The following is a 13,596-nucleotide window of genomic DNA, read 5'->3' on the forward strand; positions in this document are numbered from 1 at the left end:
TGGCTTTTGGGCCCTGGTGTTACGCGGTGGCGTCACCGCTGCGGCGGCGCTTCATCGCGAAGACGACACCGGCGCCGGCGACGATGGCGATGCCACCGGCGATCCCGACGGTCGGGAGCATGGAGCTGGAGCCGGTGGTCGCGAGGTTGCCCTCGACCGGGATCTCGTTGGCCCCACCCTGCGGCTTGGCGTCGGGCTTCTCACCACTCGGCTCGGCGTCCTCGACGTCGCCCGGGGTGCTGCCTGCCTTCAGGACGTCGAACTCGTAGAAGTCGGTGTCCTCGTAGCAGTCCTCGCCCTTGTCGTAGCCGCCGGCCGCGATGGCGATGCCCTTGCCGGCAGGGGCCTGCTTGTCGATGCGGACACGCAGCTTGATCGAACGCTTCTCGGCCTTCTTGAGGTCGATGACGTTGAAGTAGAAGCCGTTGTTCATGCCGGACAGGTTGCCGCCGGAGTGCCATTCGCCGGACGCGAAGTACTCGAAGTGCGCGTACTTCTCCACGAGACGGTTCTCGTCCGCGTCGAGCTCGTCCTCGTACGAAGCGAAGGTGAAGAGACCGAAGTCCTTGATCCCCTGCTTGCTGTTGTTCTTGACGTCGAGGCTGAACTTCTTCCAGGCGCCGCCCGCGACGATCTTGTTCGGGAAGCCGGAGAGCTTCACGTCGACCGCGGACTGCTGGCACTCGAAGTCCGGCTCCTCCTCGTCCTCCTCCGGCTCGCTCTCCGAGGGGCTGGGGGAGGCGCTCGGCGTGGTCGCCGGGGTAGTGCTCGGCGGCGCGGCCGGCGTACTCGGCGAGTTCGTCGCGGCGGCCTCGGCCGCCGGGGAGGACTCACCGGCAGCCGGAGTGGCGGGCGTCGTGCCCGGCGCGGGGGCCGACGGCGACGTCTCGGCCGTCCCCGGGGTTCCCGTCGCGAACGCGGCCGGAGCCGACAGGAGCGCGACGGGGGCTATGACAGCGGTCGCTGCAGCGACGGCCATAGCGCGGCGAAGCTTCATTAAGACCTCAGTGAAGTCCGGCATACCACGTGACGCGGTACGCAATCTGGAGGCCGTCCGAGGTGGGGGTACACGGGTGGGGCCGTTGGTACGCATAGTTGACCTGTGAATGGCCGGAATGGTTGCCCCCGTTTTCACAGAAAACTTATGTGTCCCGTGTCACATACCGTCCGGCCTCACTAGGGGCAGGGGTCGGCCGCGGTTCGGTCCCGCGCAGCTGACCCGCGCAGGAGGAGTCCAAGAGCAAGGGCCCCGCGGACGCATGATCCGCGGGGCCCTTGGCCGTCAGCACCGACGTCAGGGCGGCGCCGGTGCCGAGGTGCGGCGCCGGGGGGTAGCGCCGCTTTGGGAGGGTCGCCGACCCGGCGCACTCGCGGCGCACGGGTGGTATCGACCTTTGGCAATGTGGTGGCGCAGAGGGACGCGCCTGTCTTGGCATCGTGCTGGACCGGCTGCGGAGTGCGCAACCGTTTCGACCGGATGCGGTCGGCCCCGGGCGTCCCCGGAGCCGACCGCCCTTGGGGTGACCGGGCTGCTGTCCCCTGCCGACCGGTCACGCACGCTGGGGCGAGGTCCCACGACGTACCTGCAGTACGTCACACGCTCCAGCGGAGCCACGCGTGGTTTCCTTCGAGGTCCGCGCCTGGCTGGCACGGTCACCGGTACCAACGAAGTCCCGCCGGGCGCGGTCACGTGCCGTACGGGTGAGGATGCGCCCGAACTCAGATACGGCCTCAGATACGGCCCCGGCAGAGCTCGAGCAGCGTCATCGCGAGTGCCGTTCCCGGCTTTCCGAGCGCGTCCCGGAAATGGCCGAGAACCTCCATCTCGCGCGACAGGTTGACCCGGCGGCCGCCGGAGGAGATACGCGCCTCCTGGATGACGGCCGAGACGGCCATCCGTTCCTGTACGAGACCGATGATCCGGTCGTCGAGAGCGTCGATCCGCTCGCGCGCGCCGGTGATCAGATCCGCGGCCTCTTCGGTGCGGGCGCCGGTCTTCTCCGCGCCGGTCTTCTCCGCGCCGGTCTTCTCCGTGACGGTCATGTCCGAGGGCTCCTTGTGTTCGGGGCGGCGGCCCCGGAGCGACAGCGCCCGGAGATGACAGAACGCCCCGGGCCTTGTCGGCCCGGGGCGCCTGGGAAGTTGCTTGTCAGTGGCTCAAGCAGCACGACCATGGCAGCCGGACGGGCCGGTGCCATAGGTAAAGACGAAGGTCAGCTGCTTGTGCATGGGAGCAGTATGGACCGCCCGCAAACCCGGGCCAAAGCCGGGTTCGGATGGTGAGACGAAAAGCGGACCCGCCACGCCGGTAGAATCGACAAAACCGACCCCCTCCCACCGCCGGAAGGCCGCCAGTGTCATCAGCGTCCCCCGCTGCCGCGCCAGACCACTCCAACCCGGACGTAGTCCTCGTTGTCGACTTCGGCGCGCAGTACGCCCAGCTCATCGCCCGCCGCGTCCGTGAGGCCCGGGTCTACAGCGAGATCGTCCCGTCCACGATGCCGGTGGCCGAGATGCTGGCCAAGAAGCCGAAGGCGATCATCCTCTCCGGCGGGCCCTCCTCCGTGTATGCGGAAGGCGCCCCGCGCCTGGACCGTGAGCTCTTCGAGGCCGGGGTTCCGGTCTTCGGCATGTGCTACGGCTTCCAGTTGATGGCGACCACGCTCGGCGGCACCGTCGACAACACGGGCGCGCGCGAGTACGGCCGTACGCCGCTGCATGTCTCCATGACCGGCTCGACGCTCTTCGAGGGCACCCCGGCCGAGCAGTCGGTGTGGATGTCCCACGGCGACGCCTGCTCGGCGGCTCCCGAGGGCTTCACCGTCACCGCGTCCACGGACGTCGTGCCGGTCGCGGCCTTCGAGAACGACGAGAAGAAGCTGTACGGCGTGCAGCACCACCCCGAGGTGATGCACTCCACCTACGGCCAGCAGGTCCTGGAGCACTTCCTCTACCGGGGCGCCGGCATCGAGCCGACCTGGACCACCGGCAATGTCATCGAGGAGCAGGTCGCGGCGATCCGCGAGCAGGTCGGCAGCAAGCGGGCCATCTGCGGGCTGTCCGGTGGCGTCGACTCCGCCGTTGCCGCGGCTCTCGTACAAAAGGCCATCGGCTCGCAGCTGACCTGCGTGTACGTCGACCACGGCCTGATGCGCAAGGGCGAGACCGAGCAGGTCGAGAAGGACTTCGTCGCGGCGACCGGCGTGCAGCTGAAGGTCGTCGACGCGCAGGAGCGGTTCCTGAACGCGCTGGCCGGGGTCTCCGACCCCGAGGAGAAGCGCAAGATCATCGGACGCGAGTTCATCCGGGTCTTCGAGCAGGCTCAGGCCGAGATCATCGCCGAGGCCGCGCACGGCGAGGACGTCGCCTTCCTGGTGCAGGGCACGCTCTACCCGGACGTGGTCGAGTCCGGCGGCGGCACCGGTACCGCGAACATCAAGTCCCACCACAACGTCGGCGGGCTGCCCGAGGACCTCGAGTTCGAGCTCGTCGAGCCGCTGCGCAAGCTGTTCAAGGACGAGGTCCGGATGGTCGGCCAGGAGCTCGGCCTGCCGGAGGAGATCGTCCAGCGCCAGCCCTTCCCGGGCCCGGGCCTTGGCATCCGTATCGTCGGCGAGGTCACCAAGGACCGGCTCGACCTGCTGCGCGAGGCGGACGCGATCGCCCGCGAGGAGCTGACGGCAGCCGGTCTGGACCGTGACATCTGGCAGTGCCCGGTGGTGCTGCTCGCCGATGTACGGTCCGTGGGTGTGCAGGGCGACGGGCGTACGTACGGCCACCCGATCGTGCTCCGGCCCGTCTCGTCCGAGGACGCGATGACGGCGGACTGGACGCGGATGCCGTACGACGTGCTGGCGAAGATCTCGACGCGGATCACCAACGAGGTGGCCGACGTCAACCGCGTGGTGCTGGATGTGACCAGCAAGCCGCCGGGCACCATCGAGTGGGAGTGACCTTTCTGCGAGGTCAACGCCGACGCCGTCGCTCATTCGTTTGAGCGGCGGCGTCGGCGTATGGGCTGGGTACGCTGACCGTACGGTCCAGAATCCCGTCCATGGGAGGAACCATGACCGCTGAGATCGCGCACCCCTGGCCGGTGCCGCCGCAGGACGGTTACACCGTGGACGACCTGCTGACCCTGCCCGACCTCCCGCCGCACACGGAGTTGATCGACGGGAGCCTGGTCTTCGTAAGTCCGCAGCGGTATTTCCACAGCATCGTGATCGATCTGCTGGTGAACAGCCTGCGTCGGACTGTGCCACCCGAGTTGAGGGTCGCTCGGGAAATGACTGTGGTGATCGACAAGCGCAACGGTCCGGAGCCGGACGTCTCTGTCGTACGCGCCGCAGCGGTGCGGAACCGGGGCCAGACGCACTTCCAGGTCAGGGACGTGCTGCTCGCGGTCGAGGTTGTCTCTCCGGACTCCGAGTCCCGGGACCACGACACCAAGCCGCACAAGTATGCCGCCGCCGGTATCCCGTACTTCTGGCGAGTCGAGATGGCGGGAGTGGACGACCATCCGGTTGTCCATGTCTTCGAGCTCGACAAGGAGACGCGCGCATACACGCCGACCGGCACGTACCGGGACACGCTCAAGCTTTCCGTCCCGTTCGACATCGACATCGACCTGGCGGAGATCGACAACCTGTAGCCCCTCAGCTCTCTTCGGGCTTCTCCAGTTCGAAGTCGTCGTAGTGGAACCCCGGCGCCACGATGCAACTCACCAGCACCGGCTCCGTACCCGCCGGGTCCGCCGACTGCCAGACGCCCGCAGGGACCAGGAGCTGTGGCTGTTCGCCCGCCTCGACCGAGGGACCCAGCGTCAGGGTCCTGGCTTCGCCCGGCTCGTTGTCCGAGCCGCCGAGGTGGAGCCGGAGCGGGCCGCCGCGGTGCCAGAGCCAGAGTTCGTCGGAGCGCACGCGGTGCCAGCGCGACCTCTCGCCGGGATGCAGCAGGAAGTAGATGCCGGTGGCGTACGCGCGCGGGCCGGGGTAGTCCGGCGGGGTCGTCGAGCCCGCGGTCTTCCAGGTCTCCCGGAACCAGCCGCCCTCCACATGCCGTTCGAGGCCGAGGAGCTGGACCAGCTCAGATGTCGTGTCGGTCATGAGCGCATTCTGGTACAAGGCGTGTGACGTCTCTGGTCACTTGCGGTACCCGGAGGTAGCTTCCCGGCCATGACTGATCCGGCCACCAGTGTGTCGCCCGCCCCCGTCCCCGTCGCGCAGTTGCGATTCGCCATGCCGCCGGTGCACGAATCCCTGGTGGACGAGCGGGCGTACCGGAAGCAGCGGCTCGCCGGGGCGCTGCGGCTCTTCGGGCGGTTCGGTTACGAGGAGGGGGTTTCCGGCCATATCACCGCGCGGGACCCGGAGTTCGCCGACTGCTTCTGGGTGAATCCCTTCGGCGTGCCGTTCGCGCATGTCACGGCCGGTGACCTGGTGCTGGTCAACGAGGCCGGGCAGGTCGTCGTGGGCCGCCACCACGTCAACCAGGCGGCGTTCGCCGTACACGCACAGGTGCACCGCGCCCGGCCCGAGGTCGTCGCCGTCGCACACACCCACTCGGTGCACGGACGGGCGCTGGCCGCGCTCGGTGAGCTGATCGAGCCGATCACCCAGGAGGCCTGCGCCTTCTACGAGGATCACGCGCTGGTCGACGCGTACACCGGCGTGGTCGTCGACGAGGCGGAGGGACGGCGGATCGCAGACGCCCTCGGTGCGTACAAGGGCGTGATCCTGCGCAATCACGGGCTGCTGACGGTGGGCGACTCGGTCGACGCCGCGGCCTGGTGGTTCATCTCCATGGAGCGCTGCGCCCAGGTGCAGCTCGCGGCGCGGGCCGCGGGCAAGCCCGTGATGATCGAGCAGCGGGACGCGGTGGCCACGCGTGAGCAGCTCGGCAGCGATCTGGTCGCGTGGATCAACTACCAGGCGTTGTGGCGGCAGATCAGCCGCGCGGAGCCTGAGCTGCTTCAATAGCCGGGCAGTCAATTGAGTGGCGGCACTTTCACCCTCTGTGGCCTCGTGCGCCGGAGTGTGCGCCCCTCTCGTACGGCACAATTCCCATGAATTACTGGGAAGTTCACTCGGTACGGGGCGGGGAAGGCGGCGTCGGTCGTGGCGGTGCAAGAAGCAGGACAGTGTGACGAATGCACGCACGGCGGACGGGAAGGGCATCGGCGGGCCGTGGCCGCCTTCCTCGCCAAGCGGGACGAGCTGGCCGCCGGGCAGGGGCTGCCCGCCGCCGTCGCCCACTCGCCCGGCGCCTCGCGCCAGTGGGTGTCCGACGAGCTGACCCAGTCGGCCCGCGCCGTCGCCGACCGCAGCCGCCAGGCGGGCGAGGCCTGGCTCCAACGGGTATGGCGGCGCTCGCTGTTCGCCGTCTGGGCGGGCGTCGCCACGCTGGCGCTCGGACAAGCCGTGACCGCGATCGGCGCGGGCTGGACCGGAAGCCGTACGGCCGGCCTCTTCGCCGCGGTGGCCGTCGGCGCTCTGCTGACCGCGGCCGCCCGGCTGCACCGGGAGCGCGGCGGGGTGCTGGCCCCGCTGATCGGTGAGGACAACCGCCTCTCCACCTCGCGCGCCGTCGCCGCCGCCTGGGTACTGCTCGCCGTCTTCGCGGTGCTGGTGCTCGCCCTTCAGCTGGCCTGGGCCTCCGCCACCGCCGACCGGGACGCGCTGATCGAAGGGCTCGACCTGGCAAGTGGCGAGGGCATGCTCTCCGTCCTCGCGCTCGTGTGCGCGATCGCCGTCGTCGTACGCCGCGTGGTGGCCGTACGCGTCGTCGGCCAGCGCTTGCAGAAGGTGCGCGCCGACCGCCCCCGTCTCGGCGATCTGCTCTGCGACGACGGCGGCCGCGGCAGCTTCGCGGATGCCCAGTACGCGCTGGTGAACTCCGTCGCGGTCGTCTTCGCGCTGGTACGCCTGGCCCGCCGGCCCGAGCAGCTGCCCGATCTGCCGTGGGGGCTCGCGCTGCTGGTCGCGGTCTCGGCGGCGACGTACTTCGCAGGGAAGTACGCGGAAGGCGGCAGACCCGTTGTGCTCTCGGTCGTCCGGGCCCGTGAGGTGGGCGATCTGGACGCCCCCATCCGCACCGGTGACGACATCGAGATCCGCGGCGCGGGTTTTGTGCCGCCGGGCGCGGGCGCTCCCGACCGGCTCGCCCGTCTGGTCGTACGGATCGGTTCGGTGCATGTCCATGTCCCGCTGATCCCGGTGCCCGGCGGCTTCGCCAACCCGTCGGACACGGTGCTCACCGTGCCGGTCCCGGCCGAGGTCGAGCCGGGGCAGGTGGACATCCAGGTGGTGACCGCGGCCGGCCTGGAGAGCAACAGCTGCCGCATCGAGGTGACGGACTGACGGCCGCCCGGGCGGTTGTCACAGAGTGAGCCGCATGCCTGGTGAGCCGGGCGGCTTCGTCGTACGTATGGTCAGTTGACGGGTCTACCCGAAGGCGGGACCAGTAATGACACACACATATCGGACGACGGCCAGCTACGGCACGATCGACGGCGGCCGCGGCGGCCTCAGGGAGCGGGCACGTCATTACGCCCTGCTGCCGCTGCGCATCTTCCTCGGCGTGACCTTCATTTATGCGGGCATCGACAAGCTCATGGACAGCCAGTTCATGGCCGCGAGCGGGAACGGTTCCATTGGCGACCTGATGCGCAGCGTGCGCGACACCGCCGCCGTGCCCGCCCTCGTCGACCTTGCGCTCAAGAGCCCCGAGGGCTTCGGCTACGCGATCGCGCTCGGTGAGCTCGCCGTGGGCATCGGCACGCTCGTCGGGCTGCTGGCCCGGCTCGCCGCGCTCGGCGGCGCGCTCATCTCGCTGAGCCTGTGGCTGACGGTGAGCTGGCAGACCGAGCCCTACTACTACGGCAACGACCTCGCCTATCTGATGGCCTGGCTGCCGTTGGTGCTCGCCGGAGCCTCGGTGTTCTCGCTCGACGCCCTGCTGGCCGAACGGCGGCGCCGAATGCCGTAGTGCACCCAGGTCACCGCCCCGGCCAGGAACAGACCGCCGAAGACGACCGGGAAGACCACGAACCAGGGTGTCTGCCAGGAGCCGGCCGCGTCGCCCGCATAGAGCAGTGCCGTGGCCAGCACCGCTGCGCCCGCGACCAGCTTGCCCGGCCGGAATCCATGCCGGAATTCACGACGCGGCACGGGTCACCTCCACCTGTCCGATGCCGACTTCGAGACGGAGCTCCACCGTGCCCGACGGCTTCGCGCCGGCGGGCGCGGGCAGCGTACGCTGCCGCTCCTGTCCGGGGGCGACGTCGATGTCGTTCGCCGCGTCGTCGGGGAGGCGGATGTCGCCGAAGCCCGCCTCGACCCGCAGCTTCACCGGTGCGTCCTTCGGCACCACGACCTTCAGCTGACCGGCCGCGACCTGTGCCCTCGTCGACACCGTCTGCCCCTTGGGCACGGCGAGGGAGGACAGGTCGAGGGTGGCGACGCCGGAGCCGAGTTCGTACCGCGTCTGGACGGCGGCGACGGAGGCAGGCTTCCAGTCCATACGCACCCAGTGGGTGCTGATGTCCTTGGGGAGGGCCGCGGCGCCCGCCAGCAGCACCGCCGTGACCGCCGTCATCAGGATCGTGCCGAAGCCGGTACGGCCGAGCAGCGAGCTCAGCAGCAGGCCCGCGCCGAACACCGCCAGCGCGCAGACCAGACCGATCTGCAGGCTGGTGCCCAGCGGATGGCCGTCCCAGCTGAGCCCGGTACCCAGGCCGCCCGCCACCAGTGCGTTGAGAAAGACCATGCCGCCGATTCCGCGCGGACCGCGCGTCCGCGGGGGCGCAGCCGGCGTACGCCGCCGGGGCGGCGCAGCGGCCTCGGCCGTCGCCTCCTCCGGTCCCCACAGATAGCCGGTCGCCACCGGGCCCGTGGTGCCGTCCTTCACGATCGGGTCCCGCCACCACGAGGGGCTGCCGGGCGTGGGCGGAGCCTTCGTCTCGGGCGGCGCCTCGGCCACCGCGTGCGCCGTCGCCGGATCCAGCGCCGCGCCGTCGGGCGCGGCGATCCGGCGCCGCTGCGACCACACGGCCGCGCCGACCACCGCGATCGAGAGCATGGCGGCGAAGGCGAGCATCCCGCCGTTGCTCAGCATCGTGAGAAACACTCCGCAGCCGATCAGGGCGAGAAAGACGGCGGTCAGCGACGCGCCCTCCACGCGGCCCGAGAGCAGTCTGCGCACCTCGTTCTCGTCCTCGCCCTCATAAGGGATCAGCAGCCAGGCGAAGCCGTAGAAGATCAGGCCGAGGCCACCGGTCACGGAGAGCACGCCGATCACGATCCGGAAGATCACCGGGTCGATGTCGCAGGACCGGCCGAGACCGCCGCAGACACCCGCCACCACCTTCTGGTTCGGGGCGCGGCGCAGGTACACCTCTGGCGGGGCGTCCGGCTGCACCTGAGGCGGAGTGGTCGGCTGAGTCATACGTCCATGGTGACGGGCCCCGCGCCGCCGTGGCACCCGGGCCGACCCTGGCCCTTCCCTGATATCGGCCCCTGCTCTCAGGGTCGGTTTGGGGGACGACCCTGATACCGCGGGCTGCCCGTGCATGTGACGATCGGGGCATGCCAGTCGTCCCGCCCCGATCCGCCGGTTCCTCGCGCGCCCCCGTGCCGGAGGAGCAGCCGCTGCGCAAGCTGTACCGCAGCGCCGACGGACGGATGCTCGGCGGTGTGGCGCGCGGTCTCGCCGGACATCTGGGCCTGCCCGTCATCTGGGTACGTCTCGTCTTCCTCGGCCTGTTCATGGCCGACGGCCTCGGTGTGCTGCTGTACGCGGTCTTCTGGATCGTGGTGCCGCTCGGTGTGGGGGGCCGGACCGCCGAGCCGCGTTCCGTCTTCGAGGCCACCGCCGACGGCCGGCGCCGGCTGCGCAAGCCCGACAAGGGGCAGCTGTTCGCCATGGTCGCGCTGATGATCGGCGCGGCGATCTTCGTCGGCAATGTGAACATGGGCGGCAACGCCAACCGCTATATCTGGCCGATCCTGCTGGTCGGCGCCGGTGTGGTGCTGGTGTGGCGGCAGGCGGACAACGCCCGGCGGGCCCGGTGGACCGAAGTGGGCCGCCGCCGCAGACTGCTGCAGCTCGGCCGGGCGCTCGCGGGCGTGGCGCTGGTCGGCATGGGACTGACCGTCTTCATAGTGGTGCGCGGCTCCGCCGCCCAGCTCGGCAACGTACTGACCGCGGCGATAGCCGTCATCGCGGGAATGGCACTGCTCGCCGGGCCCTGGCTGGTGCGGATGACCCAGGACCTCTCGGAGGAGCGGACGATGCGCATCCGGGCCCAGGAACGTGCCGAGGTCGCGGCCCACGTCCACGACTCCGTACTGCACACCCTCACCCTGATCCAGCGGAACGCCGACGAGGCCTCGGAGGTGCGCCGCCTCGCCCGCGCGCAGGAGCGCGAGCTGCGCAACTGGCTCTACAAGCCGGAGGGCACCGGCAAGGACGAGGACGAGGAACCGGACACGCTCGCCGAGGCGGTGAAGAAGGCCGCCGCCGAGGTCGAGGACAAGCACGGTGTCCCGCTGGAGGTCGTGGTCGTCGGCGACTGCCCGCTGGACGAGAAACTGGCCGCACAGATGCAAGCCGCGCGCGAGGCAATGGTCAATGCGGCCAAGTACGGTGGCGAGGGCGGGGCGGTCCAGGTCTACGCGGAGGTCGAGGGTCGTACGGTCTTCGTCTCCGTACGCGACAGAGGACCCGGATTCGACCCGGATTCGGTGCCCCAGGACCGTATGGGCGTAAGAGAATCGATCATCGGCCGGATGCAGCGCAACGGCGGGACGGCACGGCTTCGCTCGGTGCCCGGCGGAGGCACCGAGGTCGAGCTGGAGATGGAGAGGGCGGGCGAATGACCGAGAACGAGGCTGCGGGAGAGACTGCCGGGCGGCACGTACGGGTGGTGCTCGTCGACGACCACCGGATGTTCCGCACCGGAGTGCAGGCCGAAATCGGCCAGACCGACCGCACCGGCGTCGAGGTGGTCGGCGAGGCCGCCGACGTCGACCAGGCGGTCACCGTGATCACGGCGACGCGGCCCGAAGTCGTCCTGCTGGACGTGCATCTGCCGGGCGGCGGCGGGGCGGAGGTGCTGCGCCGCTGCGCCTCGCTGATGGCGGCGGCGGAGGATCCCGTACGGTTCCTGGCGCTGTCCGTCTCGGACGCCGCCGAGGATGTCATCGGGGTGATCCGGGGCGGCGCCCGCGGCTATGTCACCAAGACGATCACGGGTACCGACCTGGTCGACTCGATCTTCCGGGTGCAGGACGGCGACGCGGTCTTCTCGCCGCGGCTGGCGGGCTTCGTACTGGACGCCTTCGCCTCGACGGACGCGCCGCCGGTGGACGAGGACCTCGATCGGCTCACGCAGCGCGAGCGCGAAGTGCTGCGGCTGATCGCGCGCGGATACGCGTACAAGGAAATCGCCAAGCAGCTGTTCATCTCGGTGAAGACGGTCGAGTCGCATGTGTCCGCCGTACTGCGGAAACTGCAGCTCTCGAACCGGCACGAATTGACGCGATGGGCTACTGCTCGACGGCTGGTTTAGGCTCCGCTGTGAGGTAACCGGTACATAGCCGGGCAACCGTCTACGCCGAGTTCACCTCTTGTTGTGCGTGATGAATTTGACGGGGAACACCTTCTTCGTGATCACGATCGTCCTGGTCGTGATCGCCGTACTGCTGCCGCTGCTGCTGTGGGGCCGGCTGCGCGGACCCGCCCTGCTGCGGGGCGCCATCCGGCTTGTCATGGTGCTCTTCGCACAGGCGACGGCGATCACGGTGGTGTTCGTGGCGGTCAACAACGCCAATGGCCTCTACGACAGCTGGGACGATCTGCTCGGCACGTCCGGTCATGTCGACGCCGCGAACGACCTCGGACCGAACGGCCTGGGCGGCAAGCAGATCTCCGCCCTGCCGAAGGTGCTCCAGAAGTTCGAGAAGGTCGACGATCCCAAACTCGGCAGCGGGTTGGTGCGCACCGAGCTCAAGGGCTCCATTTCGGGGGTAAAGGGCGAGGTGTACGTCTGGCTGCCGCCGCAGTACAACGACCCCGCCTACCGCAGCAGGAAGTTCCCCGTCGTCGAGGTCATGTCCGGCTTCCCCGGCTCCTCGAAGAACTGGTTCCGGACGCTGAAGTTCCAGGACCGGGTCCAGCCGCTCATCGAGTCGGGCAGGGTCGCGCCCTTCATCCTGGTCTCGCCGCGCACCATGCTGGGCGACAAGGACACCGGGTACGCGAACATACCGGGCGAGGTCAACGCGGACAGCTGGCTGACCGTCGACGTACGCAAGATGGTCGCCGACAACTTCCGGGTGTCGCTCGGCCCCGAGAACTGGGCGATCGCGGGCTACTCGGCGGGCGCCCACGGCGCGGCCAAACTGGCCCTCGCCCACCCCGACCGCTACAGCGCGGCCGTCAGCTTCTCCGGCTACAACGACCCGGCCGCCGAACATGGATCGCTGACCGCGGCGGACCCCACTCTGCGGCGCGAGAACAATGTGCTGCACATCCTGAAGTCGGCGAAGACCCCGCCGCGCGTCTCGCTGCTGGTGACGGGGGAGGGCGCGGACGGGTACCTGCCGGGGCTCGCGCTCCAGCAGGTGGCCAAGCCGCCGACGAGGATCGATCTGCGGCCGACGACGGGCGGGCATGTCACGCCCGTGTGGAGCAGACAGCTGCCGTACGCGTTCCAGTGGCTGACGCAGCGGATGAACCTGCACAGCTGGGGCCAGGGGCAGCAGGGCCTGGGGCAGAGCCAGGGTGATGCCCCGGAGGACCGGGTGCTCACCCCCAGCGGCCTAATGGAGTGACATGTCGGCCTTCTCGCCGACCCGCCGGTAGCCGATCCCCGCGTAGATCCGCTCGATGTCCCGGTCGCCGGGCTCCAGCCAGACCACCCGGCAGCCTCGGTCGAACGCGGCGGCGGTGAGGTACGCGGAGAGCGCCGCGCCGATGCCCCGGCGACGGTGTGAGGAGGCGACCGCGAGGCCGCAGAGCTCGGTCAGCCCGTCGACCGGGACCGAGCAGCCGCCCGTGGCGAGTGGGGTGCCGTCCTTGTCGTCGGTGGCGAGAGCCGCGACCCCGCCGCCCTCCTGGGCCGTGCGCAGCCAGGTGATCTCGCCCTCGGTGGGCCCGCCCGACTGCCCGTACGCGAGATGCTGCACCCCGGCCGCAGCGTGGTACTCGGCGTCGTCGGACGGTTCGACGATCGTGATCCCGTCCACCGGCTTCGGTTCGACGAGACCGCCCGGCACGACCGCGAGGAGCGGTGCCCGTTTCTCCACGGTGAACCCGGCCGCCAGCAGGGCGGGTTCGACCTCGGGCGCGCAGGCCGGCAGAAACTCGAGGCGCGGTACGCGATCGAGCTCGCGGAATGTCTCGACGAGCGCGTCGATGTCCTCGCGCGTCGGTGTCGCACCCTCGTCCGGTATCGCGTAATTGGCGGGTGCAATGGACCAGCCCGGGTTGTAGCGGACGACGAAGGGGCCCACGCGCCGGTGGTCGGGGGAGCGCAGCGTCAGCGTACGGACGGAACTCTGCAGGTCGTTGGGTATGTCGAGGTCCATTCGGCGG

General features: G+C 69.8%; 14 protein-coding genes. 8 read left to right on the forward strand and 6 right to left on the reverse strand.

What is annotated here, in order from left to right; translation table 11 throughout:
• Positions 1-19: 19 nt before the first annotated feature.
• Complete coding sequence (locus tag ACQEVG_RS23605) at positions 20-979, reverse strand: hypothetical protein (protein WP_432987132.1); 960 nt, start codon at positions 977-979, stop codon at positions 20-22.
• Positions 980-1,731: 752 nt separating this feature from the next.
• Positions 1,732-2,043 carry a chorismate mutase gene (locus ACQEVG_RS23610; protein ID WP_432987134.1) on the reverse strand — a complete coding sequence of 104 codons (312 nt, stop codon included), beginning with the start codon at positions 2,041-2,043 and terminating at the stop codon, positions 1,732-1,734.
• A gap of 311 nt (positions 2,044-2,354) precedes the next feature.
• On the opposite strand from ACQEVG_RS23610, the gene guaA reads away from it, so the two are divergent.
• Both guaA and ACQEVG_RS23620 read left to right on the forward strand, forming a co-directional pair.
• Positions 2,355-3,953 (forward strand): glutamine-hydrolyzing GMP synthase, encoded by a 1,599-nt coding sequence (gene guaA, locus ACQEVG_RS23615; RefSeq protein WP_432987136.1) that lies wholly within the window; start codon positions 2,355-2,357, stop codon positions 3,951-3,953.
• A gap of 113 nt (positions 3,954-4,066) precedes the next feature.
• Positions 4,067-4,651 carry a Uma2 family endonuclease gene (locus ACQEVG_RS23620; RefSeq protein WP_432987138.1) on the forward strand — a complete coding sequence of 195 codons (585 nt, stop codon included), beginning with the start codon at positions 4,067-4,069 and terminating at the stop codon, positions 4,649-4,651.
• A 4-nt stretch (positions 4,652-4,655) separates the two neighbouring features.
• Here ACQEVG_RS23620 and ACQEVG_RS23625 read toward each other — a convergent pair whose 3' ends face one another.
• Positions 4,656-5,105, reverse strand: coding sequence for a cupin domain-containing protein (locus tag ACQEVG_RS23625; RefSeq protein ID WP_432987140.1), 450 nt, complete (start codon positions 5,103-5,105; stop codon positions 4,656-4,658).
• Positions 5,106-5,174: 69 nt separating this feature from the next.
• Between ACQEVG_RS23625 and ACQEVG_RS23630 the strand changes: the two genes are divergently transcribed.
• The 3 genes from ACQEVG_RS23630 (at position 5,175) to ACQEVG_RS23640 (ending at position 7,986) form a co-directional block, all read left to right on the forward strand.
• The gene (locus ACQEVG_RS23630) at positions 5,175-5,978 is read left to right on the forward strand and encodes a class II aldolase/adducin family protein (protein ID WP_432987142.1); all 804 of its coding nucleotides are present in this window, start codon (positions 5,175-5,177) and stop codon (positions 5,976-5,978) included.
• 207 nt (positions 5,979-6,185) lie between these two features.
• Positions 6,186-7,358: a hypothetical protein gene (locus tag ACQEVG_RS23635; RefSeq protein WP_432987144.1), complete on the forward strand. Its 1,173-nt coding sequence runs from the start codon at positions 6,186-6,188 to the stop codon at positions 7,356-7,358.
• 106 nt (positions 7,359-7,464) lie between these two features.
• Positions 7,465-7,986: a DoxX family protein gene (locus ACQEVG_RS23640; RefSeq protein WP_432987146.1), complete on the forward strand. Its 522-nt coding sequence runs from the start codon at positions 7,465-7,467 to the stop codon at positions 7,984-7,986.
• Here the strand turns inward: ACQEVG_RS23640 and ACQEVG_RS23645 are convergent.
• Positions 7,893-8,168, reverse strand: coding sequence for a hypothetical protein (locus ACQEVG_RS23645; protein ID WP_432987148.1), 276 nt, complete (start codon positions 8,166-8,168; stop codon positions 7,893-7,895). The two genes, ACQEVG_RS23640 and ACQEVG_RS23645, sit on opposite strands and share 94 nt — an antisense overlap.
• Complete coding sequence (locus ACQEVG_RS23650) at positions 8,155-9,444, reverse strand: PspC domain-containing protein (protein ID WP_432987150.1); 1,290 nt, start codon at positions 9,442-9,444, stop codon at positions 8,155-8,157. The genes ACQEVG_RS23645 and ACQEVG_RS23650 overlap by 14 nt, the downstream gene beginning before the upstream one ends.
• Before the next feature lie 140 nt (positions 9,445-9,584).
• On the opposite strand from ACQEVG_RS23650, the gene ACQEVG_RS23655 reads away from it, so the two are divergent.
• The 3 genes from ACQEVG_RS23655 to ACQEVG_RS23665 all read left to right on the forward strand — a co-directional run bounded on the left by ACQEVG_RS23655 (position 9,585) and on the right by ACQEVG_RS23665 (position 12,833).
• On the forward strand, positions 9,585-10,877 hold the full coding sequence (locus ACQEVG_RS23655; protein WP_432987152.1) for a PspC domain-containing protein: 1,293 nt from the start codon (positions 9,585-9,587) through the stop codon (positions 10,875-10,877).
• On the forward strand, positions 10,874-11,569 hold the full coding sequence (locus ACQEVG_RS23660; RefSeq protein WP_432987154.1) for a LuxR C-terminal-related transcriptional regulator: 696 nt from the start codon (positions 10,874-10,876) through the stop codon (positions 11,567-11,569). The genes ACQEVG_RS23655 and ACQEVG_RS23660 overlap by 4 nt, the downstream gene beginning before the upstream one ends.
• A gap of 70 nt (positions 11,570-11,639) precedes the next feature.
• Positions 11,640-12,833 (forward strand): alpha/beta hydrolase, encoded by a 1,194-nt coding sequence (locus ACQEVG_RS23665; protein WP_432987156.1) that lies wholly within the window; start codon positions 11,640-11,642, stop codon positions 12,831-12,833.
• Here the strand turns inward: ACQEVG_RS23665 and ACQEVG_RS23670 are convergent.
• Positions 12,822-13,589, reverse strand: coding sequence for a GNAT family N-acetyltransferase (locus tag ACQEVG_RS23670; protein ID WP_432987158.1), 768 nt, complete (start codon positions 13,587-13,589; stop codon positions 12,822-12,824). The genes ACQEVG_RS23665 and ACQEVG_RS23670 overlap by 12 nt on opposite strands.
• Positions 13,590-13,596 lie beyond the last annotated feature (7 nt).

It is taken from the genome of Streptomyces sp. CA-135486, from assembly GCF_050936555.1.
Classification (GTDB): domain Bacteria; phylum Actinomycetota; class Actinomycetes; order Streptomycetales; family Streptomycetaceae; genus Streptomyces.

Coding starts and splice junctions, on each gene's coding strand:
- ACQEVG_RS23605 (WP_432987132.1), bottom strand. CDS start 979: ATGGCCGTCGCTGCAGCGACCGCTGTCATAGCCCCCGTCGCGCTCCTG.
- ACQEVG_RS23610 (WP_432987134.1), bottom strand. CDS start 2,043: ATGACCGTCACGGAGAAGACCGGCGCGGAGAAGACCGGCGCGGAGAAG.
- ACQEVG_RS23620 (WP_432987138.1), top strand. CDS start 4,067: ATGACCGCTGAGATCGCGCACCCCTGGCCGGTGCCGCCGCAGGACGGT.
- ACQEVG_RS23625 (WP_432987140.1), bottom strand. CDS start 5,105: ATGACCGACACGACATCTGAGCTGGTCCAGCTCCTCGGCCTCGAACGG.
- ACQEVG_RS23630 (WP_432987142.1), top strand. CDS start 5,175: ATGACTGATCCGGCCACCAGTGTGTCGCCCGCCCCCGTCCCCGTCGCG.
- ACQEVG_RS23640 (WP_432987146.1), top strand. CDS start 7,465: ATGACACACACATATCGGACGACGGCCAGCTACGGCACGATCGACGGC.
- ACQEVG_RS23650 (WP_432987150.1), bottom strand. CDS start 9,444: ATGACTCAGCCGACCACTCCGCCTCAGGTGCAGCCGGACGCCCCGCCA.
- ACQEVG_RS23655 (WP_432987152.1), top strand. CDS start 9,585: ATGCCAGTCGTCCCGCCCCGATCCGCCGGTTCCTCGCGCGCCCCCGTG.
- ACQEVG_RS23660 (WP_432987154.1), top strand. CDS start 10,874: ATGACCGAGAACGAGGCTGCGGGAGAGACTGCCGGGCGGCACGTACGG.
- ACQEVG_RS23665 (WP_432987156.1), top strand. CDS start 11,640: ATGAATTTGACGGGGAACACCTTCTTCGTGATCACGATCGTCCTGGTC.
- ACQEVG_RS23670 (WP_432987158.1), bottom strand. CDS start 13,589: ATGGACCTCGACATACCCAACGACCTGCAGAGTTCCGTCCGTACGCTG.